29 protein-coding genes and 1 pseudogene are annotated in these 26061 nt (G+C 62.5%); 1 reads left to right on the forward strand and 29 read right to left on the reverse strand.

Going from position 1 to position 26061, the window contains the following annotated elements; all coding sequences use genetic code 11:
• Positions 1–41: 41 nt before the first annotated feature.
• From map to rplE, 11 genes and pseudogenes are all read right to left on the reverse strand, one after another.
• A complete protein-coding gene (map, locus tag CORGL_RS06700) occupies positions 42–830 on the reverse strand; it encodes a type I methionyl aminopeptidase (protein ID WP_013709151.1) in 789 nt (262 codons plus the stop codon).
• On the reverse strand, positions 827–1453 hold the full coding sequence (locus CORGL_RS06705; protein ID WP_013709152.1) for an adenylate kinase: 627 nt from the start codon (positions 1451–1453) through the stop codon (positions 827–829). Before CORGL_RS06705 ends, map begins: the two co-directional genes overlap by 4 nt.
• 18 nt (positions 1454–1471) lie before the next feature.
• Positions 1472–2755, reverse strand: coding sequence for a preprotein translocase subunit SecY (gene secY / locus CORGL_RS06710; RefSeq protein ID WP_013709153.1), 1284 nt, complete (start codon positions 2753–2755; stop codon positions 1472–1474).
• Positions 2749–3198, reverse strand: coding sequence for a 50S ribosomal protein L15 (gene rplO / locus CORGL_RS06715; protein WP_013709154.1), 450 nt, complete (start codon positions 3196–3198; stop codon positions 2749–2751). The genes secY and rplO overlap by 7 nt, the downstream gene beginning before the upstream one ends.
• 2 nt (positions 3199–3200) lie before the next feature.
• Positions 3201–3383 carry a 50S ribosomal protein L30 gene (gene rpmD / locus CORGL_RS06720; protein WP_013709155.1) on the reverse strand — a complete coding sequence of 61 codons (183 nt, stop codon included), beginning with the start codon at positions 3381–3383 and terminating at the stop codon, positions 3201–3203.
• Positions 3384–3385: 2 nt separating this feature from the next.
• Positions 3386–3910, reverse strand: a complete 525-nt coding sequence (rpsE, locus tag CORGL_RS06725) for a 30S ribosomal protein S5 (protein ID WP_013709156.1) — start codon at positions 3908–3910, stop codon at positions 3386–3388.
• Positions 3911–3923: 13 nt separating this feature from the next.
• Positions 3924–4286 (reverse strand): 50S ribosomal protein L18, encoded by a 363-nt coding sequence (gene rplR / locus CORGL_RS06730; protein ID WP_013709157.1) that lies wholly within the window; start codon positions 4284–4286, stop codon positions 3924–3926.
• A 72-nt stretch (positions 4287–4358) separates the two neighbouring features.
• Positions 4359–4895 carry a 50S ribosomal protein L6 gene (gene rplF, locus CORGL_RS06735; protein WP_013709158.1) on the reverse strand — a complete coding sequence of 179 codons (537 nt, stop codon included), beginning with the start codon at positions 4893–4895 and terminating at the stop codon, positions 4359–4361.
• A gap of 32 nt (positions 4896–4927) precedes the next feature.
• Positions 4928–5326, reverse strand: a complete 399-nt coding sequence (gene rpsH / locus CORGL_RS06740; protein WP_013709159.1) for a 30S ribosomal protein S8 — start codon at positions 5324–5326, stop codon at positions 4928–4930.
• 120 nt (positions 5327–5446) lie between these two features.
• Complete coding sequence (locus CORGL_RS06745; RefSeq protein WP_013709160.1) at positions 5447–5632, reverse strand: type Z 30S ribosomal protein S14; 186 nt, start codon at positions 5630–5632, stop codon at positions 5447–5449.
• A gap of 72 nt (positions 5633–5704) precedes the next feature.
• Positions 5705–6259, reverse strand: a pseudogene (gene rplE, locus CORGL_RS06750) (50S ribosomal protein L5); the annotation flags it as partial.
• Positions 6260–6815: 556 nt separating this feature from the next.
• On the opposite strand from rplE, the gene CORGL_RS06755 reads away from it, so the two are divergent.
• The gene (locus tag CORGL_RS06755; RefSeq protein WP_013709162.1) at positions 6816–7736 is read left to right on the forward strand and encodes an AEC family transporter; all 921 of its coding nucleotides are present in this window, start codon (positions 6816–6818) and stop codon (positions 7734–7736) included.
• A gap of 324 nt (positions 7737–8060) precedes the next feature.
• Here the strand turns inward: CORGL_RS06755 and rplX are convergent, their stop codons facing one another.
• The 18 genes from rplX to rpoB all read right to left on the reverse strand — a co-directional run bounded on the left by rplX (position 8061) and on the right by rpoB (position 25975).
• Positions 8061–8384: a 50S ribosomal protein L24 gene (gene rplX / locus CORGL_RS06760; RefSeq protein WP_013709163.1), complete on the reverse strand. Its 324-nt coding sequence runs from the start codon at positions 8382–8384 to the stop codon at positions 8061–8063.
• A gap of 18 nt (positions 8385–8402) precedes the next feature.
• Entirely contained in the window at positions 8403–8771 is a 369-nt protein-coding gene (gene rplN / locus CORGL_RS06765; RefSeq protein WP_013709164.1) for a 50S ribosomal protein L14, read from the reverse strand.
• 103 nt (positions 8772–8874) lie between these two features.
• Complete coding sequence (gene rpsQ, locus CORGL_RS06770) at positions 8875–9135, reverse strand: 30S ribosomal protein S17 (RefSeq protein ID WP_013709165.1); 261 nt, start codon at positions 9133–9135, stop codon at positions 8875–8877.
• Between the two features lie 16 nt (positions 9136–9151).
• Positions 9152–9367 carry a 50S ribosomal protein L29 gene (gene rpmC, locus CORGL_RS06775; RefSeq protein ID WP_013709166.1) on the reverse strand — a complete coding sequence of 72 codons (216 nt, stop codon included), beginning with the start codon at positions 9365–9367 and terminating at the stop codon, positions 9152–9154.
• Positions 9368–9799, reverse strand: a complete 432-nt coding sequence (rplP, locus tag CORGL_RS06780) for a 50S ribosomal protein L16 (RefSeq protein ID WP_013709167.1) — start codon at positions 9797–9799, stop codon at positions 9368–9370.
• Between the two features lie 2 nt (positions 9800–9801).
• A complete protein-coding gene (gene rpsC, locus CORGL_RS06785; RefSeq protein ID WP_013709168.1) occupies positions 9802–10521 on the reverse strand; it encodes a 30S ribosomal protein S3 in 720 nt (239 codons plus the stop codon).
• Between the two features lie 7 nt (positions 10522–10528).
• The gene (gene rplV / locus CORGL_RS06790; RefSeq protein WP_013709169.1) at positions 10529–10900 is read right to left on the reverse strand and encodes a 50S ribosomal protein L22; all 372 of its coding nucleotides are present in this window, start codon (positions 10898–10900) and stop codon (positions 10529–10531) included.
• Positions 10901–10914: 14 nt separating this feature from the next.
• A complete protein-coding gene (gene rpsS / locus CORGL_RS06795; protein WP_013709170.1) occupies positions 10915–11175 on the reverse strand; it encodes a 30S ribosomal protein S19 in 261 nt (86 codons plus the stop codon).
• A 32-nt stretch (positions 11176–11207) separates the two neighbouring features.
• On the reverse strand, positions 11208–12038 hold the full coding sequence (gene rplB, locus CORGL_RS06800; RefSeq protein WP_041738682.1) for a 50S ribosomal protein L2: 831 nt from the start codon (positions 12036–12038) through the stop codon (positions 11208–11210).
• Positions 12039–12208: 170 nt separating this feature from the next.
• Positions 12209–12496, reverse strand: coding sequence for a 50S ribosomal protein L23 (rplW, locus tag CORGL_RS06805; protein ID WP_013709172.1), 288 nt, complete (start codon positions 12494–12496; stop codon positions 12209–12211).
• On the reverse strand, positions 12497–13123 hold the full coding sequence (rplD, locus tag CORGL_RS06810; RefSeq protein WP_013709173.1) for a 50S ribosomal protein L4: 627 nt from the start codon (positions 13121–13123) through the stop codon (positions 12497–12499).
• 47 nt (positions 13124–13170) lie between these two features.
• Positions 13171–13791 (reverse strand): 50S ribosomal protein L3, encoded by a 621-nt coding sequence (rplC, locus tag CORGL_RS06815; protein ID WP_013709174.1) that lies wholly within the window; start codon positions 13789–13791, stop codon positions 13171–13173.
• Between the two features lie 391 nt (positions 13792–14182).
• Entirely contained in the window at positions 14183–14491 is a 309-nt protein-coding gene (gene rpsJ, locus CORGL_RS06820; RefSeq protein ID WP_013709175.1) for a 30S ribosomal protein S10, read from the reverse strand.
• 65 nt (positions 14492–14556) lie between these two features.
• A complete protein-coding gene (gene fusA / locus CORGL_RS06825) occupies positions 14557–16665 on the reverse strand; it encodes an elongation factor G (protein ID WP_013709176.1) in 2109 nt (702 codons plus the stop codon).
• 22 nt (positions 16666–16687) lie between these two features.
• Positions 16688–17158 carry a 30S ribosomal protein S7 gene (rpsG, locus tag CORGL_RS06830; protein ID WP_013709177.1) on the reverse strand — a complete coding sequence of 157 codons (471 nt, stop codon included), beginning with the start codon at positions 17156–17158 and terminating at the stop codon, positions 16688–16690.
• A gap of 89 nt (positions 17159–17247) precedes the next feature.
• Positions 17248–17619: a 30S ribosomal protein S12 gene (gene rpsL, locus CORGL_RS06835; protein ID WP_013709178.1), complete on the reverse strand. Its 372-nt coding sequence runs from the start codon at positions 17617–17619 to the stop codon at positions 17248–17250.
• Between the two features lie 346 nt (positions 17620–17965).
• Entirely contained in the window at positions 17966–22459 is a 4494-nt protein-coding gene (locus tag CORGL_RS06840; protein WP_013709179.1) for a DNA-directed RNA polymerase subunit beta', read from the reverse strand.
• Positions 22460–22465: 6 nt separating this feature from the next.
• Positions 22466–25975, reverse strand: coding sequence for a DNA-directed RNA polymerase subunit beta (gene rpoB / locus CORGL_RS06845; protein ID WP_013709180.1), 3510 nt, complete (start codon positions 25973–25975; stop codon positions 22466–22468).
• Positions 25976–26061: the final 86 nt, after the last annotated feature.

A 26061-nucleotide genomic window follows, 5' to 3' on the forward strand; every position in this document is an offset into this window, starting at 1 on the left:
AATACACCAGAACAGCATCAAACACGAATTCTCTGTGCCGTCTACATAACTCCACCCTGAAGATTGCACCACGGGCCCTCGGCGTCCGCAGTCAGAATACGAGGACCGTCCGCCGTGATGGCAAGTGTGTTCTCGTAGTGGGCGGCAAGGGAGTGATCGACTGTTCTCACGATCCAGCCGTCCGCGCCGACGTTCACGTGGTTCGAGCCCATGGTGATCATCGGTTCGATCGCGATGACCATTCCCTCTTGGAGACGCACGCCGCGACCCCGCTTGCCGAAGTTTGCGACATTTGGCTCCTCGTGCATCGCGCGGCCGACGCCATGTCCGACGTAGTCGCGCAGCACGCCGTAACCGTGCGCCTCGGCGAGCGACTGGATCGCATAGCCGATGTCGCCTACGTGGTTGCCCGGAATCGCCTGCGCGATGCCCGCCTTCAGGCAGTCAAGCGTCACCTCGCACAGCGCCTGAGCCTCCTGACTCGGCGTGCCGACGAAGAACGTCCAAGCGTTGTCGCCTACCCAGCCCTCCACGATGGCTCCGGTGTCAATCGATATGATGTCGCCATCACGCAGAATGACCTCGGGGTTGGGAATGCCATGAACGACGGCGTCATTGAGCGATGCGCAGATCGACCCGGGAAAGCCGCCGTAACCCTTGAAGGCCGGACGACCGGCGTGCATGCGGATCATCTGCTCGGCGAGCTGATCGAGTTCAAAGGTCGAAACGCCCGGACGCACCATAGCGCCGACATGACGCAGCGCCATCTTGGACAGGGCTCCCGCCTTCTTCATCTCCTCGATCTCTTGCGGCGTCTTGATCTTTATCATATGCCGAGGACTTCCTTCGCCACGACGTTCACGTCGTCTTTGTGTCCATCACCGTTTACGGTCTTGAGCAGGCCCTGACCGCGATAGTACTCCACCAGCGGACTCGTCTGCTTTTGATACACATCCAAGCGGTTCGCGATCGTCTCCGGCTTATCGTCGTCGCGCTGATACATCTGACCGCCGCACAGCGGGCACACCTTGTCCTCGACGGTACCGGTGTAGCCGCACGTCCTGCAGGTGCGCCGTCTTGAGAGCCGGCGGATGACGACACTCGGTGACGCTTCGATGAGCAGAGCGCAGTCGAGCTCTCGTCCCAGTGCCGCCAGCTCGGAATCGAGCGTGACCGCCTGAACAGCATTGCGCGGAAACCCGTCCAAGATGAAGCCCGAACGGGTATCGTCCTGCTCGAGGCGCTCCTTGACGAGTTCGATCACGAGCTGGTCGGGAACGAGCTCTCCGGCATCCATATATCGTTTCGCCTGCACACCGAGTTTGGTCTTGGCCTTGACAGCCGCGCGAAGAAGATCGCCGGTGGCGATGTGGGCGTAGCCGAATTCGCCGACGAGCTGCTGCGCCAGCGTGCCCTTGCCCGCGCCCGGACCTCCCAGCAACACCAGGTTCATAGGTCGTCTCCTCTCTGACTACTTGAAGAAGCCGTCATAGTCGTACATCTTGAGCTGGCTTTCCACCTTGGCTATGGTGTCGAGCACGACGCCGACCATGATGAGGACCGAGGTGCCTCCGAACGACTGTATGAGGCGGTTGCCCGTGAACGAGAATACGACCGAGGGGACGATTGCGATGACAGCCAGAAAGACCGCACTCGGCAGGGTGATCTTGTTGAGAGCGTTTTTGATGTAGGCCGCTGTCGCCCTGCCCGGGCGAACACCCGGGATGAACCCGCCTTGCTTCTTCAGGTTGTCCGCCGTGTCATCGGGATTGAACACCATGGAGGTGTAGAAGTATGCGAAGAACACAATGAAGACCACGTTCAGGACCCAGTTGAGCCAGCCGGCGGACAACGCGCCGGCAGCTGTCTGAATAAAGTCGATCCCAGGGAAGAACACGGCGATCTGAGCCGGGAAGTACAGAAGCGCGCTCGCGAAGATGATGGGCACGACCCCGGCGGTGTTGACCTTGATCGGCAGATACGTCGACTGGCCTCCCATGATGCGCCGACCGACGACGCGCTTGGCGTACTGCACCGGAATGCGACGCTGACCTCGCTCGATGAACACGATGAGGGGGATGACGAGCAGAATGACCACGAAGACCACGATCGTCACGATGATGCCCTTGAGGCCGGCTGACGATGAGGAAACGATCGCCTGGGGAAGGCCGGCCATGATGTTCGCGAATATGATCAGCGACATGCCGTTGCCGATGCCGCGCTGCGTGATGAGCTCGCCTATCCACATGATGAGCATCGCGCCGGCGACAAGGGTCCCCACGACCATGATGTCGAAGATGGCCTCGGGCGCGCCGGCGCCATTGAAGCTGACGCCGTAGCTCTTGAACAAGAACAGGTATCCGATGGAGTTCAGCACCGCGAGCCCCAAGGTCAGATAGCGCGAGTACTGGGTGATCTTCGTCTGACCGACCTCTCCCTCGCGCGAAAGCTCATGCAGACTCGGCACAACACTCTGAAGAAGCTGCAATATGATGGAGCTCGTGATGTAGGGCATGATGCCGAGTGAGAACACGGACACGTATTTGAGCGCGCCACCGGAGAACAGGTTCAGCAGCGCCATCGCTCCCGATGCGACCGAGCCGTTGCCTCCGAACAGGTTCATCATCCCCTGAAAGGGGACACCGGGGACAGGAAGATGGGCGCCGAAGCGATAGACGACGAGCATCCCGGCTGTGAACAGGATCTTGCTCCGCAAGTCCTTGATGCCAAACGCGTTCTTGAGACCAGTTAGCACGGTTCCTCGACCTTTCCGCCGGCGGCCTCGATCTTGGCTCGCGCGCTCGCCGAAACCTTATCGGCACGCACCGTGAACTTCTTGGAAATCTCACCGTCCCCAAGGATCTTGACCGGGATGAATTCCTTTTTGATGATGCCCGCCGCGACGAGCGCCGCGCCATCGATCAACGCGCCATCCTCGAACTTCTCATCGAGGCGCGCGAGGTTGACCGGAGCGAACTCGATGCGACGCGGGTTGCGAAAGCCCGGAAGCTTCGGCAGACGCATCGCCAGCGGCATCTGGCCGCCCTCGAAGCCCGCGCCCTTGCCGCCGCCTGAACGGGAGAGCTGACCCTTCTGACCGCGTCCGGCCGTGGTGCCCTTGCCGGCCGAGTTGCCGCGCCCGATGCGCTTGCGTCGATGCGTGGAGCGGGGGGCCGGGGTAAGATCGTGAAGCTGCATTGCTACTCCTCTACAATCTCGACAAGGTGCTTCACCTTGAAGATCATTCCGCGGACCGATTCGTTGTCCGGAAGCTCGTGGATGCGGTTGATCTTTCCGAGCCCCAGCGAGCGAACGGTGTCGACCTGGTCCTTCTTGCAGCCGTTTGTGCTGCGAACCTGCTTGACCTTGATGGTGTCAGCCATGCCTATCGCTCCTTACCTACGAACATCTCGGCGACGGTGAGGCCGCGGCGCTCCGCGATCTCCTCCGGACTCGCGAGCTCCCTCAACCCCTGGGCGGCGGCCTTCACGATGTTCAGACCGTTATCGGTGCCGAGCGATTTGGCGAGCACGTTTTTGATCCCCGCGAGCTCGAAGAGCGGGCGCACGGCGCCCCCGGCGATCAGGCCGGTTCCCTCGACGGCGGGCTTGATGATGATGCGGCCCGCGCCGAAGCGGCCCAGGACCTCATGCGGGATCGTACCGGTATCGGTCAGCGGCACGGCGAACATGTTTTTCTTCGCGTCGATGGTCGCCTTCGAGATCGCCAGCGGCACCTCGGTGGACTTCCCCATCCCGAGACCGACGCGACCGCGGCCGTCGCCGACGACGACGAGCGCGACCAGACTGAAGCGACGACCGCCCTTGACGACTTTGGACACGCGGTTGATGAAGACGACGCGCTCCTCGAACTCGGAGGCCTCGCGCTGCTGTCTTTGATTACGAGCCATAGCTACTTACCTCCTAGAACAATAGACCGGCGGCGCGGGCGCCATCGGCGAGTGCCTTGACGCGGCCATGGTAGATGTGACCGCCGCGATCGAATCTGACGTGTGTGATGCCCGCCTCGGCGGCACGAGCGCCGACGAGCTTGCCGACCTTCTCGGCAGCCTGCTGGTTGGACGTCGTCTGGCCCTCGAACTCGCTTTCAAGTGTGGAGGCGGAGACCAGCGTGCAACCCTTCGTGTCGTCGATGACCTGGGCGTAGATGTTTGCGTTGGTGCGTGTGACGCGCAGGCGAGGACGATCGGGCGTGCCCGAGATCCTGCCGCGGACGCGACGCTGCCTGCGTTTGAGACCCTGCAGCTTCGCTTTGTTCTTGTCCATGTTGAAACTCCTTTAGAAGGTCCCGGCCACCACCTGACGGGGTGATGGACGTGCGGGAACGACGATCGAGTGCTACTTGGCGGCCTTGCCGAGCTTGCGCCGGATGTGCTCCCCGGCGTAGTGTATGCCCTTGCCCTTGTAGGGCTCAGGCGGACGCAGACCGCGGATCTCCGCTGCAACCTGCCCGACCTGCTGCTTATCGATGCCCTTGACGCTGATGTGCGTGTTGTCGGGCACCTCGAAGGCGATCCCGGCGGGTGCCGGGTACACGACCGGGTGCGAGAATCCGAGCGAGAACTCCAGCGAGTCCCCCTTGAGCTGGACACGGTAGCCGACGCCGGCGAGCTCCAGAATCTTGGTGTAGCCCTCGGATACCCCGGTGACCATGTTTTGGATGAGCGCGCGCGTGAGCCCGTGGCGCGCACGACTCTCGCGTTCGTCATCCGGACGGGTGACGCTCAGCACGTCTCCTTCGACACCGATGGTGAGTTTGCTGTAAAAATCATTTTCAAGCTGGCCCTTCGGCCCCTTGACGACAACATGCGATCCGTTGACTGCCACGTCGACCCCGGCGGGAATCTGGACAGGTTTCTTACCGATACGAGACACGGTGTTCTCCTTTCCTTCTACGCGCCGAATGACTACCAGACAAATGCGATGATCTCGCCGCCGACGCCCTTCTTGCGGGCGTCGCGGTCGCACATGACACCGTGGCTCGTGGACACGATGACGGTGCCGAGACCGCCGCGAACGCGGGGAATGTCGGCCACTCCGGCGTATTTGCGCAGCCCCGGTTTCGAGATGCGGCGAATGCCGGTGATGACCTTTTGCTTCTTGGGTCCGTACTTGAGAGTGATCTCGAGGGTCTTGGCGGGTTCCGTGTCCTCGACGCGGAAGCCCTCGACGTAACCCTCCTCCTTGATGACACGGGCGATGGCGACGAGCTTCTTGCTGCTCGGCATCGAGACCGTTGCCTTGTTCGCAGCGTTCGCATTGCGGATGCGCGTCAGCATGTCTGCGATCGGGTCTGTGACGTTCATGCGGATTCTCCTTCGCTCTTGATGAACGCGTGCAAGCGGTCCTCGGCCACCCGTGGCGACCGAGCCTGTTCAAGCACGCTCTCCCCTGCCCGCAAAAAACCCGCGGGCGCTGGCAGTGACTTACCAGCTGGCCTTTTTGATGCCGGGAAGCTCGCCTTTGAGTGCCAGCTCGCGAAAGCAGATTCGGCACAGGCCGAACTTGCGATAGACGGAGCGCGGGCGCCCGCAGCGCTGGCAGCGGCTGTTCTTGCGCGACGAGAACTTCGGGTCGCGCTGAGCCCTGACGATCATCGATGTCTTAGCCACGTATTTCCTCCTCACTATTGGCTTCGGTGCCCGGCGGCGCGGCGCGGCGCGCGCACCGCCGGAGCGGATGTGCTATTTCTGAAACGGGAACCCGAAGGCGCCCATGAGCGCCTTGGCCTCCTCATCGGTTTTGGCGGTCGTGACGAACGTGATGTCCATCCCTCGCGTATGGTCGATGGAGTCGTAGCTGATCTCGGGAAAGATGAGCTGCTCGGTGACACCCATCGAGAAGTTGCCTCGACCATCGAAGCTCTTGGTCGAAACGCCGCGGAAATCGCGGATACGCGGGATCGCGACAGACATGAGACGGTCGAGGAACTCCCACATGCGATCGGCTCTCAGAGTGACCTTGGCCCCGATGGGCATGCCGGCGCGCAGGCGAAATGCCGCGATCGACTTGCGAGCGCGCGTCACCATGGGCTGCTGGCCTGTGATGGTGCGCAGATCGCGGATCGCTCCCTCGATCGCCTTTGAATCGGTCGCCGCCTCGCCGACACCCATGTTGACGACGATCTTCTCGAACTTGGGTATCTCCATGACGTTCTTGTAGCCGAACTGCTCGCGCATCTGGTCCTTTACCTCTTCCAGGTATCTCACCTTGAGGCGGGGGACGTACTTGTCCTGCGCGGCGGCCGAGGAGCCGGCGGAGGTCGCCTCAGCGGCTTTTCCGGCAGCGGTTCGCGATTTAGCCTTCGCCTTGGCGGGTTTCTTCTCCGCCGCTTTGCTCGCAGGCGCCTTCGCAGACGCCTCGTTCGACTTCTCTTCAGCCATGAGCGCTCCTTCTGGGGTTTTAAGCGCGGGGCATGGCCCTGGACACGAAATACGCGCACAAGCGGCATCGCGCACCGTCGGGTTGTCCTCGCGCCTCCTGCCGGTTCGCGCCCGACGGCTGAGTCGCGACACGATGAAATGACGGCAGGAGCCGGTCATACGGTCGATATCATACACACATGCAGGGAGAATTACCAGAAGAACCTTATGTGTGGGCTGAAATCCACATACCGGCCCACGGCAACATCGCCCTGCTGTCTTCATCCGACACGCGAGATCACAGGGGATGTCGCAAGCGGTGCAGCCTTCCCGACGCTATAATCTGGATGGAATCGGTCATCGAGAAAGGACATGGCGTGCATCGGCGCATTCATCGCAACGCCTATCCCCTTGGTCTTCGCTTGGAGCACCCATGGGGCAGGTGATCATCAAGGTATGCTCCTTCATCGCCATCATCGTGATCGGCATGCTCGCGGGAAGAAGCGGCAAGCTTGGCACCGGGGCCGGAAACATGCTCTCGAAGGTCGTCTTCACGATCACGCTGCCCGCGACGATAATTCACGCTTTCGGCGCTGCGGACTTCTCCCGCGAGTTGCTTCTGCTCATTCCGATCGGTTTTCTGTGTGCGGGGGTTCCCTTCTTCGCAACTCTGGCGCTCACACACCGATTCGATGCCCGCGATCGAAAGTTTCTCCTGTTGAATTCCGGGTTCAACATCGGCTGCTTCGGGCTGCCGTTCGTACAGGCGTTCTTTCCCGCACCTATCGTGGTGGCCGCGTGCATGTTCGATGCGGGCAACTCGCTGATGGTCACCGGCGGCTCATATGTGATCACGACCATGGTGGTCGACGGCACGCGCTCGGCGCATCCGGCATCAGAGGCCGTCCGGCGACTCACCCGCTCGGTGGCCTTCGATTCCTATCTCGTGCTCATGGCGCTCGCATGTCTGGGAATTCGAATCCCGGGGGCGATCGTCTCGCTCACCGAACCTGTGGCGAACGCCAACGCGTTTCTGTCCCTGTTCATGGTCGGCCTCATGGTGAGTCTGTCGGTCGATCGAGAACGGCTGCGGCGGATCGCCGAGCTGCTCGGCGGCCGATACTGCGCCTGTGCGATCGAGTGCGCGCTCGTACTCGCGCTTCTCCCGCTCGCTCCCGAGATTCGAGCCCTCATCGCCACGCTGGTCTGGGCACCCGTCTCCGCGCTCGGCCCAGCGTTCACGCTGTGGGCGGGTGGCGATGCGCAACTCGCGGGCCTTGCCAACACGATCAGCATCTTTGCCGGCCTGGCGCTGATGACCGGCGCGCTCGTGCTCACAGGCTCAATTGCGTGATCGAGACGAAAGCGCTTGAAGAAGCGGTTGGTCGCCTTCGCGCGGATCTGGCCGGATCGCATGAACAGGTCGCTCGGGGTGTCGCGTCTGCGGCGGCGCTGGGTTTTCCGGCTCGCTTCATACGATATTCGCGGCATGATCGCATTGCGGCCCGCACACCGGATCGCGTATGAGGCGCTCATGAAAAAGGCCCCACGGAGCAATCCGCGAGGCCCGCATGCACTGCGGTGCGCGTGTCATCAAAAACAAGAGATGATCTGAGCGGCGCATCTTCGAAACCGAACCAGTTGTTCAGAACCTTTGGTGATCCGCCTGATCGGCCTTCTAGAATTTGTTCCCGCACTTCTTGCAGACGCGCAACTTCGTGCGTTTGCCTTCGAGCTCGCCGGCCTCGTGACCGACGCGCGTTGCCTTTCCGCATTTCGGACAGACGAGCATGGCGTTGGACGCATCGAACTTGGCCTCTTGGGGCACGATGCCCCCCTGCTGGTTCTGCTGATTGGGGCGCACCGCTTTCTTTACGATGGCGATCCCTTCAACCTTGATCTTTCCCTCAGTTGGGAACGCGCGCAGAACGGTGCCCTGCTTGCCGCGATCCTTGCCGGAGAGAATCTTGACGGTGTCGCCCTTCTTGATGGACATTGCCATGGGCAATCACTCCCTTCTCTACAGAGTCTCGGGTGCAAGCGAGACGATCTTCATGTACTTGCGATCGCGAAGCTCGCGCGCGACGGGCCCGAAGATGCGGGTACCGACGGGCGAGCCGTCGCTGTTGATGACGACGGCGGCATTGTCATCGAAGCGGATGTATGATCCGTCCCTGCGACGAACCTCCTTCACCGTGCGAACGATGACGCACTTGACGACATCTTTCTTCTTGACGGTCGCACCGGGCGTCGCCTCTTGGACAGCTGCGACGACCACATCGCCGACTCCGGCGTAACGGCGCTTCGATCCGCCGAGCACCTTGATGCAGCGAACCTTGCGCGCGCCGGAGTTGTCAGCGACGTTGAGCATCGTTTGCATTTGAATCATGGTAGTTCCTCCGAACCTCAGCTGACGGGAGGTGCGACCGGGGAGATGCGAACGCGAATCCCCTGACCTCGCACGTCGTCAGCACATGTTACGTCTTGGCAGCTTACTTCGCCCGCTCGACGATCTCGACTAAGCGCCAGCGCTTCATCTTGGACAGCGGTCTGGTCTCCATGATGCGAACGGAATCGCCCACGGCGGCCGCGCACTCCTCATCGTGCGCATGGAGCTTCGAGGTCCTGGTCATCATCTTGCCGTACTTGGGATGACGCTTGTGCTCAGCGATCTGGACAACGATGCTCTTGTTGCCAGAAATTGAGGTGACGACACCCGTGCGGACTTTACGCTGGTTACGCGTATCGCTCATGTTCTGCTCCTGCGATCTACTTGGCCGCAGCGGATTTCTCCGCTGCGATTTGGCGGGCGCGCTGCTCGGTCAGAACACGCGCGATATCCTTCTTGACGGTTTTGACCCGAGCTGTGTTGTCCAGCTGGCTCGTGGCCATCTGGAAACGAAGGTTGAAGAGCTCGGCACGACCCTCTTTCAGCTTTTCTGCCAGCTGGGTGTCCGAGAACTCACGAATCTCTGCGGGCTTCATCTACTTGTCCTCCCCGTTCTCCTGATCAGCGCGGGTCACGATCTTGGTCTTGATGGGAAGCTTGTGCTGAGCCAGACGAAGCGCCTCGCGCGCGACCTCTTCGCTCACCCCGGCTATCTCGAACATGATGCGACCGGGCTTCACAACGGCCACCCACTCCTCGGGATTTCCCTTTCCCTTGCCCATGCGCGTCTCCGCGGGTTTCTTGGACACGGGCTTGTCCGGGAAGATCGTGATGTAGACGCGTCCTCCGCGCTTCATGTAGCGTGTCATCGCGATACGCGCGGCCTCGATCTGGCGGTTGGTGATCCAGTGGGCCTCGAGAGCTCGAATGCCGAACTCACCGAAGTACAGCTGGGTGTTGCCCTTGGCCTGACCCTTCATGGAGCCGCGCTGCACCTTGCGATGCAGAACACGTTTGGGAGCAAGCACTGCTAACCCCTCCTTTCCGAATTACGGCGTCGAGGCGAGCGCGACGGGCGCGACGGACCCTCGAGCGCCGGGTTCGGCGTGGGCTGACCGGGCATGCGCTCACCCAGGAAGATCCAGACCTTCACGCCGCACGAACCCATCGTGGTGTGGGCGGTGGCGGTACCGTAATCGATCTTGGCGCGCAGCGTGTGCAGCGGAACGCGTCCCTCGCGGTACCACTCGCGACGACCCATCTCGGAGCCGCCGAGGCGACCGGAGCACTGGATGCGAATGCCCTTGGCACCCGCCTTGCTCGCGGACTGGACCGCCTTGCGCATGGCGCGACGGAATGCGACGCGGCCCTCGAGTTGCTCGGCGATGGACTGGGCAACGAGCTTCGCATCGATCTCGGGACGCCTGATCTCGATGACATCGATTGACAGATTGCCCTTCGAGACTCCCGCGACGCGCTCGAGCTCGGTGCGCAGCGCATCGATCTCAGCGCCCTTCTTTCCGATGACGATACCGGGGCGGCCGCTCAAGATGATGATCTTCACCTTGTCGCCGGCGCGCTCGATCTCCACGCGCGACACGGCGGCGCGGGTGAGGCGCTTCGTGAGGTAGCGGCGGATCTCAAGATCATTGCCAATGGATGCGGCGTAATCCTTTTCGGCGAACCAACGGGAGCGCCAATTCTCGGTGATGCCGAGACGAAACCCTGTGGGGTAGACTTTCTGACCCATACTTCGCTTACGCCTCCTTTCGAGGAGCGACGACGACGGTGATGTGGCTCATGCGCTTCAGAATGCGTGAAGCGGAGCCCTTGGCGCGGGGACGGATGCGCTTGAGCGTCGGTCCCTGGTCGACATAGGCGCTGACGATCACGAGATCGTCGGCACGCATGCCATTGTTGTTCTCCGCGTTGGCGACAGCGGAGCGAAGGACCTTCTCGACGTCCACGGCGGCGGCCCGCTCGCAGAAGCGAAGGATGTCCAAGGCCTCGGGCACGGGCTTGCGACGAATCAGATCGATCACGAGCCGGGCCTTGCCGGCGGAGACGCGCACGTACTTCGCGACAGCGCGAACCTCGCGGGTCTCGGTATCTGTTGACTTGGTTGGCATGTACGAGGACCCCCCTATTTGGCCTTGTGGCTGCGGAACGTGCGCGTCGGCGAGAATTCGCCGAGCTTGTGTCCGACCATCGACTCGGTGATGTAGACGGGAACGTGCTTGCGGCCGTCGTGAACGGCGATCGTGTGGCCGACCATCTCCGGGAAGATGGTGGAAGCGCGAGACCAGGTCTTGACGACTTCCTTCTTCCCAGCCTCATTCATCGCGGTGATACGCGAGAGGAGGCGAGTCTCCACGAACGGTCCTTTCTTGAGACTTCTGCTCATAGGTGCTAACTCCTAAGACTCGGTATCCGAAACTACTTCTTGCGGCGGCGAATGATGAGGCTGTTCGAAACCTTCTTCTTCTTTCGCGTGCGGTAGCCCTTGGACGGTTTGCCCCACGGCGTCACAGAGGGGCGTCCGGAGGTGTGGTTCTTGCCCTCGCCGCCGCCGTGCGGGTGATCGACGGGGTTCATGACGGTGCCGCGCACGGTCGGACGAACGTTCATGTGCCGCTTGCGCCCGGCCTTGCCGATGACGATATTGGAGTGATCGGCGTTGCCGACCTCGCCGATCGTGGCGCGGCACGTGGCGAGCACGCGCCTCATCTCAGAGGAGGGCATGCGCAAGATGGCATACTTGCCCTCCTTGCCCATCAGCTGACAGGCGGTGCCGGCGGAGCGGGCGATCGCTGCGCCCTTGCCCGGACGGAACTCGATCGCATGGATGAGCGTGCCGACGGGGATATCGGACAGAGGCAAGGCGTTGCCCGGCTTGATGTCGACGTCGGTGCCGGAAAGCACGATGTCATCAACCGAGAGACCCTTCGGTGCCAAGATGTAGCGCTTCTCGCCATCTCGATAGTGGAGCAACGCGATGCGCGCGGATCGGTTCGGATCGTACTCGATCGTGGCGACCCTGGCCGGGACACCGTCCTTGTTGCGCTTGAAGTCGATGACACGGTAGCGACGTTTCACGCCGCCACCCTGATGGCGCACCGTGATGCGTCCGTTGTTGTTGCGTCCGGCCTTCTTGGACAGGGGCTCGAGAAGCGACTTCTCTGGTTTGGTGCAGGTGATCTCGGAAAAATCCGAGATCGTCTGCCAGCGCCTGCCCGCGCTGGTCGGCTTGAGGTGCTTTACAGCCATGCTGATCCCTTTCATCTCTATCCGCTGGCCCGCGCAAGCAGGGATTCGAGGCGAGGCCTCGGGTTTGCGCTGACACCGGATTACCACGGTACCGGGCGGCTCTACTTTTAGCCCGATACGATTCCGATGCGTGCCCCCGACGGGAGCACGCCGAACAAACGAGCCGACTCTTACGCTTGGTTGCCGAAGATCTCGATGCTATCGCCCTCGGCCAGAGTGACGATGGCCTTCTTCCAAGATCGCGTGTACCCGGCGACCTGGCGCACGCGCTTCTTTTTCGGTTTCACGCTGAGCGTGTTGACGCGAACGACCTTCACCGAGAACAGCTCCTCGATCGCATCGGCGATCTGGAGCTTCGAGGCGCCCTTCGCGACCTCGAATGTATATTTGCGCATCTCCTGCAGTTCATAGGAGTGCTCCGAGACGATCGGGCGAACGATCACGCTGTGTGCGTCCATTTATGCAAGCACCTCCCCGAAGTGCACGGCGACATCAGCCGGCATCAGCAGCGCGCCGTTGTTCACAAGGTCATGCGTATTGGCCTCGTTCGGCGTGATGATGAAGGTCCGGGGAATGTTGCGGAACGACAGATACGCGTTGACGTCGTCCTCTCGGACGATGATCGTGAGCCGCTTGCCCTCGAGCTCAAGTGACCTGATAAGACGCATGGCGGCCTTGGTGGAGGGCTTGTCAAAGCCGTAGTCGTCCACGACGACGAGCTCGTCGTCACGCAGCTTCGCGGACAGCGCGGAGCGCATCGCGAGTTTGACCTCCTTGTTGTTCATGCGCTTTGCGTATGAACGGGGCTTGGGGCCGAAGATGACGCCACCGTGGCGCCACTGGCCGGCGCGGATGGAGCCCTGTCGGGCACGGCCGGTGCCCTTCTGACGCCATGGCTTGCGCCCGCCGCCGCGAACCTCGCCGCGGCTCTTCGTGGACTGGGTGCCCCGACGCCAGCATGCCATCTGGCATTTGACGATGTGATGCATGATGTGGATGTTCGGCTCTATGCCGTACACCGCAGAAGCGAGCTCGGTCTCGGTGACCTTGCTCCCCTCCGCATTTTTGACCTCTATCTTAGACATTTCTGTGTTCTCCTTGGTATGACGCTGGGCGATTCGGACCCGGGCCCTCAGGCCATACGGATGCAGACGAGCCCGCTTTTGGCTCCGGGCACGGCGCCCTTGACCAAGATGAGGTTCTGCTCGGCATCGATGCGGACAACGGAGAGGTTCTTCACCGTCACGCGATCGTTGCCCATGTGTCCGGCCATCTTGAGACCTTTCAAAACCCTCGAAGGGTAGGCGCACTGACCGATGGAACCGGGGTGACGATGAAAATGCGAGCCGTGCGTCATGGGGCCGCGGTGCTGTCCCCAGCGCTTGATGCGCCCTTGGAAGCCCTTGCCCTTGGATGTGCCGATGACGTCGACCTTTTCAGTGCCCTCGAAATCTGCCACGGTCACGGGGTCCCCGACGCTGTGCTGCTCGCCGGCCGGAACGCGGACCTCGCGAAGATAGCGCACCGGCTCGACGCCGGCCTTCGCGAAGTGCCCGGCCATGGGCCTGTTCACATGCTTGGCGCGAATGTCGCCAAAACCGATTTGGACGGCGTCGTAGCCGTCGGTCGCCTCTGTCTTCACCTGCGAGACGTAGCAGGGGCCTGCTTGGATGACCGTGACGGGAACGACGTTGTCGTTCTCATCCCACACCTGGGTCATACCGATCTTGCGGCCGAGAATCATGCTAACCATGCAATGGTCCTAACTCTCGGTGGTCATGGGACACACGCGAGCGCCCCTTGCGCTCGCCCCCAGCGGACCACAAACGTGTGCGCGTCCCCCGAACCGATCTTCTGTTTGGCCCCGTTGAGCTTGCAACCCGATGAGCAGACGGCGCATCGAAACAGAAACATCCCTAGGAAAGACACAGCTCACCTAGTATACACGGGACCGGGCGTATTCATATTTTCTTCGCATGTGTTTGGTGTGGATTCGCCTGTTGGAGACGCAGGCGAACCTGCAGAGGAAGAGCTGAGATACATACGCAACGTGCCCTGCCGCCGCGGGGGCGCAGGGCACGTTGAAACCTGACCATGGGCACCGGGCGCGCTCCCCCGCCAAACGGCACGGGCGCGCATGGATCCTACAGTTTGATCTCGATATCGACACCGGCGGGCAGATCGAGGCGCATGAGCGCATCGACCGTGCCGGACGTGGGGTCGAGGATGTCGATGAGGCGCTTGTGCGTGCGCATCTCGAACTGCTCGCGGCTGTCCTTGTCCTTGTGCGGCGAGCGGATGACCGTGTAGAGATTCCGCTCGGTGGGCAACGGGATGGGCCCGGCGACACGGGCACCGGTCTTCTGCGCCGTGTCGACGATGAGCTTCGCGGATTGGTCCACGACCTCATGATCGTAGCCCTTGAGGCGGATCCTGATCTTCTGGCTAGACAACGTTACCTCCAAAGTGCGTGCGAGTCATCCCCGCGACTGATAGTGAGCGTGCGATCGCAAATGCCTCAGGCGGCACCGCCGGACTTGCTGACGACCTCTTCGGTGATCGATTTCGGCGCGGGCTCGTAGGAGTCGAATTGCATCGTGTACGAAGCGCGCCCCTGGGTCTGCGAGCGAAGATCGGTCGCATAGCCGAACATCTCACCAAGCGGAACCTTGGCGCGGACGAGCTTGCCGCTCTTGCGGTCGTCCATGCCCTCGATCTTGCCGCGACGGCCGGACAGGTTGCCCATCACGTCGCCCATGTACTGCTCGGGGGTCTCGACCTCAACCTGCATGATCGGCTCAAGCAGCACCGGCTGCGACTTTCTGAGCGCGTCCTTCACGGCCATGGAGCCGGCGATCTTGAAGGCGGCCTCGGAGGAGTCGACCTCATGGTAGGATCCGTCGAACAGGGTCACCTTGATATCGAGCACCGGATAGCCGGCGATGACGCCGCTCTGGATGGCCTCTTGGATGCCCTTGTCGATCGAGGGAATGTACTCCTTGGGAATGACGCCGCCCACGATCGCGTTGACGAACTCGTAGCCGAAGCCCTCTTCCATCTTCTCGAGCTTGATCACCGCGTGTCCGTATTGGCCGCGACCGCCCGACTGGCGGATGAAGCGGCCCTCGGCCTTGTCAACGTCGTGCCCTGCGGTCTCACGGTAGGCGACCTGCGGCTTGCCCACGTTGGCATCGACTTTGAACTCGCGCAGGAGCCTGTCGACGATGATCTCCAGATGCAGCTCGCCCATGCCGGCGATGATGGTCTGACCCGTCTCGTGGTTCGTCGAGACGCGGAAGGTCGGATCCTCCTCGGCGAGCTTGGTGAGCGCGATGCTCATCTTGTCCTGCTCGGCCTTGGTCTTGGGCTCGATGGCGACGTCGATGACCGGATCGGGGAAATCCATGGACTCCAAGATGATCTCGTCGCCCTCGGTGGTGAGCGTATCGCCGGTCGTGGTGGCCTTGAAGCCCACGGCGGCCACGATGTCGCCCGCGGAGCACTCATCGCGGTCGATCCGATCGTTCGCGTTCATCTCGAGAATGCGACCGAGGCGCTCGCGCTGGCCGTTCGTGGCGTTGGCCACATAGGAGCCGGCGTCGGCATGTCCGGAGTACACGCGGAAGTACGTGAGCTTGCCCACGAAGGGATCGGTCATGATCTTGAACGCGAGCGCGGAGAACGGCGCGTCGGCATCCGCAGGGCGGCTGTCCGCCTCGCCGGTCTTGGGATCGGTCCCCTCTACGGGCGGAATGTCCAAGGGGCTCGGCAGGTAGTCGACGACGGCGTCGAGCAGCTCCTGCACGCCTTTGTTCTTGTAGGCCGAGCCCACGAGAACGGGGTTGAGATCGTTGGCGAGCACACCGGCGCGGATGGCGGCCTTGAGCGTCTCGACGGGAACCTCGGCCTCTTCCAAGACCAGCTCCATCAGACTGTCATCGTACTCGGATGCCGCATCGAGCAGCTCCTCGCGCTTCTCCGCGACGATATCCGCGAACTCGGCGGGAATCTCGGCGAGCGGCTCGGGGTAGGTCATACCCTTGTCGTCGGCCTTGAAGTCCCACGCGGTCATGGTGACGAGATCGATGACGCCCCAGAAGCCGTCCTCGGCGCCCATGGGAACCTGAACCGCAACGGCCTTGGCGTCGAGCCGGTCTCGCATGGTCTCGATGGCGTGCCAGAAATCGGCGCCCACGCGGTCGAACTTGTTGATGAACGCGATGCGCGGCACGCTGTAGTTGTGCGCCTGGCGCCACACGGTCTCGGACTGCGGCTGCACGCCGGCGACGGCATCGAACACGGCGACCGCGCCGTCGAGCACGCGCAGCGAGCGCTCGACCTCAGAGGTGAAATCTACGTGACCGGGCGTGTCGATGATCTGGATGCGGTACTCCGTGCCGTCCTTCTCCCAGAAGGTCGTCGTGGCGGCCGAGGTGATCGTGACGCCGCGCTCCTGCTCCTGGACCATCCAGTCCATGGTCGCAGCGCCCTCGTGGACCTCACCGATCTTGTGCGTCTTGCCGGTGTAGTAGAGGATCCGCTCGGTGGTTGTCGTCTTGCCGGCATCGATGTGGGCCATGATGCCGATGTTTCGGGTATCGGAAAGCTTGTACTTGGACTTAGCCATGGTAGTTCAATTCCTCCGTAATCTACCAGCGGTAGTGCGAGAAGGCGCGATTGGCCTCGGCCATCTTGAACACGTCCTCGCGCTTCTTCACGGAAGCTCCCACGCCATTCGAGGCGTCGAGGATCTCGTTTGCCAGACGCTCGGCCATGGTCTTCTCCTTGCGCGAGCGCGAGAATCCGACCATCCAGCGCAGTGCCAGCGCCGTCGAACGGCGCGCGCTGACCTCCATGGGGACCTGATAGGTCGCGCCGCCGACGCGCTTGGGCTTGACCTCGAGCGTGGGCTTGACGTTTTCCATGGCCTTCTTGAAGACGGCGAGCGGATCGGCCTCCGACTTGGCGGCGACCATGTCGAATGCGCTGTAGACGATGGTCTCCGCGATGGACTTCTTGCCATCGAGAAGGATCTTGTTGATGAGCTGCGTCACGAGGCGGTTGTTGTACACGGAATCCGGCACGACCTCGCGGCGAGTCGCTGGTGCACGACGCGGCATGTTCTATCTCCTTAAACGTGGTTGTACGATGCAAGGGACTGCCTCGCATCGGGATGTGTCAACGATGAAGCGGCTCTGCGCCGACGAACCTACTTGGGGCGCTTGGTGCCGTAGCGGGAACGAGACTGCATGCGATTGGCTACCGGTGCGCAATCATAGGCACCGCGCACGACCTTGTAGCGCACACCGGGCAGATCGCGCACGCGTCCGCCGCGGACGAGCACGATGGAATGCTCCTGCAGGTTGTGACCCTCGCCGGGAATATATGCGGTGACCTCGATGCCATTGACCAGACGGACGCGGGCCACCTTGCGCAGCGCCGAGTTCGGCTTTTTGGGAGACGTGGTGAACACACGGGTGCACACACCGCGTTTCTGGGAGTTGTGCTGCAGCGCCGCGTTCTTGGACTTCTTGGGAACGGATTTGCGGCCCTGGCGAACCAGCTGGTTGATTGTAGGCAAAATGTACTCCTTCTCGTCATGGTTCCAGCTCTGATGAATGGTGCGACGGACTGAAACGAGGTGGCAGCATCCACCCGCGCGACAGTGCAGCCCGAAACTTTACTCGTGCTGACGTGCTGTGTCAACAGACCACGGATCCGGGCATGCCCATATTCGGAAACTTTTCCGTGAAACCCCGCAGACCCGTGCCCGGCAGGACGCGACGCCGCGCGGCAGCCAAGGACAGCCGCTCCCCGCGGCGGCCCCTCCAAGCGACCGGAAATGGAAGAAAACCAGCGACCCGCCTCGAATCTTCAAGGCGGGTCGCTCATAGGCGCGCTCGCGCGCAAAGGACGTACGAGGAGACCTACTCCTCGTAGTCATTCATGTCGTTCGGGTCTTCCGGATTGTCGCCATCGGTATCGACGAGCTTGTTCAGCAGCTCGTCGAGCGAGGCCATGTCCTCGTTGATGATACCCGGTGTCGAGCCCTCTTTCTTCTCGCTTTCGACAGGGGCCCCGATCATCTCCTCATCGGACTCGAAGTGATGGCGAGGAGCGGAGGCGCCCAGCAGGATGTCGTCGGGACCGTCCGGAGAGAACACCATCTGAAGCAGCTGCGACAGATCCTCCTCGTCGGCGACGTCATCGCTGCTCTCAAGGATGTAGAGCAGGTTGTGCGCCTCGAGACCGTCGCGCAGCTCCTCTATCGCTTTGGCTCCGATGCCGTCGATGCGAAGCAGATCCTCTTCGGATTTGCCGACCAGATCGCCGACCGTCTCGATGCCGACCTCTGAGAACTTATTCGTCCAGCGCTGAGAGACGCCCAGATCATCGAAGAGATAGAGCTTGGCGTCGTCCGCGGAGATCGTGCGACCGTTGCGGGTGAACGAGCCGTCGCCGACCCCGAACTCATCGAAGCCCGCCCAGTCGAGCTGCTGCGGCAGCTCCTCATCGAGTTCCTTGAGCTCGGGCGGAGCCCAGTCGGGCAGGGACTTGGCAGCCGAGGATGCCGATCCCTCTACCAGCTGATAGCCCTCGGGGGTGCGATAGGTCAGCCCCACGTTGTCATACGGTCTCAACCCGGTTCCCGCCGGAATCTTCTTGCCTACGATGACGTTGGACTTCAGATCGAGCAGGTGATCGACTTTGCCCTCGATCGCCGCCTCGGTGAGCACGCCGGCGGTGCGGATGAACGAGGCCGAGCTCAACCAGGAGTCGATGCTCGCGGCGACCTTGAGCGTGCCCAGGATCGTGGGCTCAGCCGCAGGAGCGGCACCGCCCAGACGCGCGACCCGCTCGACCTCATCGGCGAACTCGTATCGATCGACGTACTGTCCGAGCAGGTACTTCGAATCACCCGGATTCGTGATCTGAACGCGACGCAGCATCTGCCTCGCGATGACCTCGATATGCTTGTCGTTCAAATCGACGCCCTGCGACGTGTAGACGTCCTTGACGCTCTTCACGAACGTGTGCATCGTCGACTCGATGTCGGTGAGGTGACGCAGGCTGCGGAAGTTCACGAAGCCCTTCGTGATCTGATCGCCGGCGCGCACCGAGCAGCCGTCCGCGATGCCGGGCATGAAGCGCACCGATGCAGGCACCCGGATCTCGTCGTAGATGTGCTGAGCATCATCGGCATCCGTGATGGTGAGCACGTACTCGGACTTCTCAGGCTTGATCGAGAGCACTCCGGAGTGCAGCGCGAGGTCCGCCTCGCGCCCCAGGATCTTCTCGTTCACGTTGCCCACGACATCGAACATGCGGCCGACCGTCGGCAGGCCCTGCGTGATGTCGTCGGCGCCTGCGACGCCGCCGGAGTGGATCGTGCGCATCGTGAGCTGGGTTCCCGGCTCGCCGATCGACTGAGCCGCGATGATGCCGACGGCGGTGCCGATGGCGACCGGCAGACGCGTCGAGAGGTCCCAGCCGTAGCACTTCTGGCACACGCCGAACTTCGAACGGCAGGTGAGCAGCGCACGCAGACGTATCTTGGTGAGTCCCGCTGCGACCATGCGCTCCAGATCCTCGACGCTCTCGATGTAGCTGCCCGCCTTGAAGAGCACCGTGCCATCGGGCGCTGTGACGTCCTCGATGAAGCAGCGGCCCACGAGCTCGGTGTCGATGTCGTCGGAACCGGGCAGCACGAGGTCGTATGTCGCGCCCTCCGTGGTGCCGCAATCCTCCTCGCGCACGATGACGTCTTGCGCCACATCGACGAGCCGTCGCGTCAGGTATCCCGAATCCGACGTGTGAGACGCGGTGTCGACGAGTCCCTTGCGCGCCCCGTAGGTGGAGATGAAGTACTCGAGCGGCAGCAGCCCCTCGCGGAAGTTCGCCTTGATGGGCAGATCGATCGTCTCGCCGGACATGTCGGTCATGAGACCGCGCATGCCTCCGAGCTGCCGCAGCTGCGTCTTCGTGCCGCGCGCGCCGGAATCGGCCATCATGTAGATGGGGTTCTCCTCATCGAACAGGTCGAGCATGAGCGCTGCGACCTTCTCGGTGGCGGCGGTCCACTCGTTGACGACCTCGGTGTGGCGCTCCTGCTCGTTGATGAAGCCGTCCTCGAAGTTCTCGTTGATGGTATCGACGTTGGTCTGAGCGCGAGCGAGCAGCTCGGGCTTCTCGTCGGGGATGAGCGCGTCCCACAGAGAGATCGTGAGACCGGCGCGCGTCGCGAAATGGAAGCCCGCGTATTTGATGGCGTCCAGGATCGGGCCGACCTCGGCGGACGGATAGCGATCGCAGCATGCGGAGACGAGTTTGCCTACGTCACCTTTGACCATTTTGTAGTTGATGAACTCGTAGTCGGCGGGCAGGCACTGTCGATTGAAGATGATCCGGCCGATCGTCGTCTCGATGCGGCACGTCTTCGCGCCGGTGACATCGTAGTCGGTGAACTGACCGCGCTCATCGCAGACCCGAAACAGCCGTCGGCCGTCCTCGCCCTCCACGTTCGCCTCGGCGGCGGACACGCGAACCTTGATCTTCGCTTGCAGATCCACCTCGGAGCGCGAGTCATAGGCATTGAGCGCGTCGTCCAGACTGGCGAACACGTGGCCCTCACCGGAGAGCCCATCGCGCTGCTGCGTAAGATAGTAGACGCCGATGATCATGTCCTGGGAGGGCACGTTCACGGGTTTGCCCGACGCCGGCGAGCGCAGGTTGTTCGAGGAGAGCATGAGCACGCGCGCCTCGGCCTGGGCCTGCAGCGACAGCGGCACGTGGACCGACATCTGATCGCCGTCGAAATCAGCGTTGAACGGGGCGCACACGAGCGGATGCAGGTGAATGGCCTTGCCCTCCACGAGCACGGGCTCGAAGGCCTGGATGGACAGACGGTGCAGGGTCGGTGCGCGGTTGAGCAGCACGAGCCTCCCGTCGATGACCTCTTCCAGGATGTCCCACACGAAGCTCGCGGAGCGATCGATGGCGCGTTTTGCGCCCTTGATGTTCTCGACCTTGCCGAGCTCGACCAGACGCTTCATGACGAAGGGCTTGAACAGCTCGAGGGCCATGGTCTTGGGCAGGCCGCACTGATGCAGCTTGAGCTCGGGGTCGGTGACGATGACGGAGCGGCCCGAGTAGTCGACGCGCTTGCCGAGCAGGTTCTGGCGGAAGCGCCCCTGCTTGCCCTTGAGCGCCTCGGCGAGCGACTTCAGCGGCCGTCCGCCGCGCCCGGAAACGGGACGCCCGCGTCTGCCGTTGTCGAACAGGGCGTCGACGGCCTCCTGCAGCATGCGCTTCTCGTTGTTCACGATGATCGCCGGCGCATCGAGGTCGAGCAGGCGCTTCAGCCGGTTGTTTCGGTTGATCACGCGCCGGTACAGGTCGTTCAGATCGGAGGCGGCGAACCGACCGCCGTCGAGCTGCACCATGGGGCGCAGATCGGGCGGGATAACCGGGACGACATCCAAGATCATGTTCGCGGGGGCGTTGCCGCCCTTGAGGAAGGCGTCGACGACCTCGAGGCGTTTGACCGCCTTCTCCTTCTTCTGCTTCTGGCCCTCCTCATCTGCGATGATGACCTTCAGCTTGTCGGCCTCCTCATCGAGATCGATGGCGCACAGCAGATCGCGAATGGCCTCGGCGCCCATGTTTCCGGAGAAGTACATCGAGTAATAGCGCTTCATCTCGCGAAACAGAGGTTCATCGGAGATGAGATCGCGCTCGGAGAGTTTCATGAACGTCTGGAACGCATCGGAGCGCAGCTGGCGCTCGTCTTTGCACTCCTCCTCTATGTCGATGATCCCGGCGGCGATCTCCTCGGCGCTCAGCGGCTCCTCATCGGAGAACTCGTCGAAGTTCTCCGGCATGCCCTGCTCCTTGAGCGCCTCGATCTGTCGGGCGCACTCGGCGTCGATCTCCTCGAGATCGGCTGAGAGCTCCTCGCGCAGATCATCGGCATCCGCATCGCGCGCCTCGATGTCGATCTTCGTGATGATGTAGCTCGCGAAGTACAGGACCTTCTCGAGGTCCTTGCTCTTGAGATCGAGCAGACGGCTCATCGGGAAGCTCGTCGGGGACTTGAAATACCAGATATGACTCACCGGGGCGGCAAGTTCGATGTGGCCCATGCGCTCGCGGCGCACCTTGGCTGAGGTGACCTCGACGCCGCAGCGCTCGCAAACGATACCCTTGAAGCGGATGCCCTTGTACTTGCCGCAGGAGCACTCCCAGTCCTTCGCCGGACCGAAGATCTTCTCGCAGAACAGACCGTCTTTCTCGGGCTTCAGGGTACGATAGTTGATGGTCTCCGGTTTTTTGACCTCCCCGTGCGACCACGAGCGGATCTGGTCCGCGCTGGCAAGGGAGACCTTTACCGCCTCAAAATCAGTAGCTTCGAAATCTGCCACAGTCAACTACTCCTTATCAGTGGTGGTTGCGACGGGTCCCCCGATGAGAGCCTCGGCCCCATCAGCGGGGATATCGGCGTCGTCGAGTTCGGGCAACCCGGTCATATCATCCAGAATCGAAGCCTCGCCCTCCTGCTCGGCCTCATCGGCCGTCGCGGCGGGTTGCGCATCGTGAAGCGGCTCGATATCCAAGGCAAGCGAGCGAATCTCCTTTACGAGCACCTTGAAGGACTCCGGGATCCCCGGAATGGGGATGTTCTCGCCCTTGACGATCGACTCGTAGGTCTTGACGCGACCAACGGTGTCGTCGGACTTGACCGTCAGAATCTCCTGCAAAACGTTGGAGGCACCGTAGGCGTAGAGCGCCCAAACCTCCATCTCGCCGAAGCGCTGACCGCCGAACTGCGCCTTGCCGCCGAGCGGCTGCTGGGTCACCAGACTGTAGGGGCCGGTGGACCGCGCATGAATCTTGTCGTCGACCATGTGCCCGAGCTTCAGGATGTAGGACGTTCCCACGGTGATGGGCTCGCGGAACTCCTCGCCGGAGCGCCCGTCGGTGAGCTTGGTCTTGCCGCGCGCGTCGAGCTGCGTCACGAACTCGGGACGCATGTGCTTGCCGTAGCGCATCGAGGCGAAATTGATCTTATTCTTGTTCGCGCGACGAATGACCTCGGCGATCTCGTCTTCGTGCGCACCGTCGAACACCGGAGAGGACACGAAGAACGGACCCGGCACATAGCGCTCGGAGTCCGCGTCATCCGGGTCCCAGCCCGAGGCGGCCGCCCAACCGAGATGGCACTCGAGCAGCTGGCCGACGTTCATACGCGAGGGCACACCGAGCGGGTTCAGAATGACATCGACCGGCGTGCCGTCAGCCATGAAGGGCATGTCCTCGATCGGCAGGATCTCCGAGATGACCCCCTTGTTGCCATGGCGACCGGCGATCTTGTCGCCCTGCTGGATCTTGCGGCGCTGAGCGACGTAGACGCGCACCTGCTCGTTCACACCGGGGGCCAGATCGTCACCGGCGTCGCGGCTGAAGCGGACCACGTCGATCACGCGACCATAGGCGCCGTGAGGCATCTTGAGCGAGGTGTCGCGCACGTCATGCGCCTTCGCTCCGAAGATGGCCTTGAGCAGACGCTCCTCAGCGGTCTGGGTGCTCTCGCCCTTGGGAGTCACCTTGCCCACCAGAATGTCGCCGGGTCCGACCTCGGCGCCGATGCGGATGATGCCGTCCTCGTCGAGGTTGGCGAGCATGTCCTCCGACAGGTTCGGCACCTCGCGGGTGATCTCCTCGGGTCCGAGCTTGGTGTCGCGCGCATCGATCTCGTGGCGGGAGATGTTGATCGTCGTGAGCAGGTCGTCGGCCACGACGCGCTCGGAGACGACGATGGCGTCCTCGTAGTTGTAACCCTCCCAGCTCATGTAGGCAACGGTGAGGTTCTGACCGAGCGCCAGCTCGCCGTGATCGGTCGAGGGACCGTCCGCGAGCGGCTGACCGAGTGCGACCTCGTCGCCGACGCGCACGAGCGGACGATGATTGATGCAGGTGGATTGATTGGATCGCTGATACTTCGGCAGGACGTAGTCGTCCATGCCGGTCTCCGTCTTCACCGTGATCTTCGATGCGTCGGCGAACACGACCTCGCCCGCCTCGCGAGCAAGCGTGACCTCGCCGGAATCGAGCGCGGCTCGACGCTCCATGCCCGTGCCGACGAAAGGCGCGCTCGGATGCACGAGGGGCACAGCCTGGCGCTGCATGTTCGCGCCCATGAGCGTGCGCTTGGCATCATCGTGCTCGAGAAACGGAATGAGCGTGGCGGCCACCGAGATCATCTGGCGCGGGGAGACGTCCATGTAGTCGACCGAGGCGACCGGAACATCGGCAGGAGCGCCGAACGAACCGTCGAAGTCGCGGGTCCTGGCGACGACCGAGTGCGGTCGCTTGAGCTCGCCGGACGCATCGGCTACCACGAACTCGCCGGTCTTGGGATCAAGCGGCGTGTTTGCCGGCGCGATGATATGGTTCTCCTCCTCATCGGCCGTCATCCAGTCGATCTGATCGGTGACGCGGCCGTCTTGGACGCGGCGGTACGGAGCCTCGATGAACCCGTACTCGTTCACCCGGGCGTACAGCGCCAGCGAACCGATGAGACCGATGTTGGGGCCCTCGGGCGTCTCGATGGGGCACATGCGCGAATAGTGCGAGTTATGGACGTCGCGCACCGCGGTCGGCACGTTCGTGCGGCGCGACGAGCCGGACTTGTGGCCGGCGAGACCGCCGGGGCCCAGCGCGGAGAGACGGCGCTTGTGGGTGAGGCCGGTCAGCGGGTTGGCCTGGTCCATGAACTGGGAGAGCTGGGAGGAACCGAAGAACTCCTTGATGGATGCCACGATGGGCCGGATGTTGATGAGCGACTGAGGCGTGATCTCGTCGATATCCTGCGAGCTCATGCGCTCGCGGACGACGCGCTCCATGCGACTCATGCCTATGCGGAACTGGTTGGCGACGAGTTCACCGACCGTGCGAACGCGCCGATTGCCGAAATGGTCGATGTCGTCGGTCTTGAAACCGGGCTCGCCAGCCGCCAGCGCGAGCAGGTAGCGCAGCGTCGCGACGATGTCCTCGTCGGTCAGGGTCGTAACCTCTTCGTCGGTGGTGAGACCGAGTTTCTTGTTCATCTTGTAGCGTCCGACGCGCGCCAGATCGTAGCGCTGCGGGTTGAACAGCAGACCCTCGAGCAGCGATCGAGACGACTCGACCGTCGGGGGCTCGCCGGGACGCAGGCGCCGATAGATCTCGATGAGGGCGTCCTCGCGCGTGAGCGCCACGTCGCGCTCGATCGAGCGCTTCACGATCTCGGAGTCGCCCAGCAGCTCGATGATGTCGTCGTTGGTGACGGCGATGCCGAGCGCGCGCAGAAACATCGTCGCGCTCTGCTTGCGTTTGCGGTCGATCGAGACGACGAGCTGATCGCGCTTGTCAACCTCGAACTCGAGCCACGCGCCACGCGCCGGGATGGATTGCGCCTTGTAGACGCGATGACCGCCGTCAAGCTCAGAAGAGTAGTACACGCCGGGGCTGCGCACGAGCTGCGAGACGACGATGCGCTCGGTGCCGTTGATGATGAACGTCCCCTGCTCGGTCATCATGGGGAAGTCGCCCATGAACACGAGCTGCTCTTTGATCTCGCCCGTCTCCTTGTTCGTGAAGCGGACCTCGGTCAAAAGCGAGGCCTGATAGGTCATGTCCTTCTCGCGGCACTCCTCCACGCTGTGGACCGGATCGCTGAACTGATGCGTGCCGAAGCTGACCTCGAGTGTATGGTTCGAACTCTGAATCGGGCTCGACTCGCGGAACGCCTCTTGGAGGCCCTCTGCCATGAATCGATCGAACGACTGCTTCTGCACCGAGATGAGGTTCGGAAGCTCCATCGCAACCGGAATCTTGCCGAAGTTGAGTCGCTCGCGCTCGGTTGCCGTGATCTCTGGGGTACGTGTTGCGTTCTGCACCAGGTGTTTCCTCCTTCATGGAACAAGGTGACCTCTCGCGACCCCTCGTGCCGGCAACGGCGCTTCGTGCCGCTGTCGGCACGGAC

Source organism: Coriobacterium glomerans PW2 (assembly GCF_000195315.1).
Taxonomy (GTDB): domain Bacteria; phylum Actinomycetota; class Coriobacteriia; order Coriobacteriales; family Coriobacteriaceae; genus Coriobacterium; species Coriobacterium glomerans.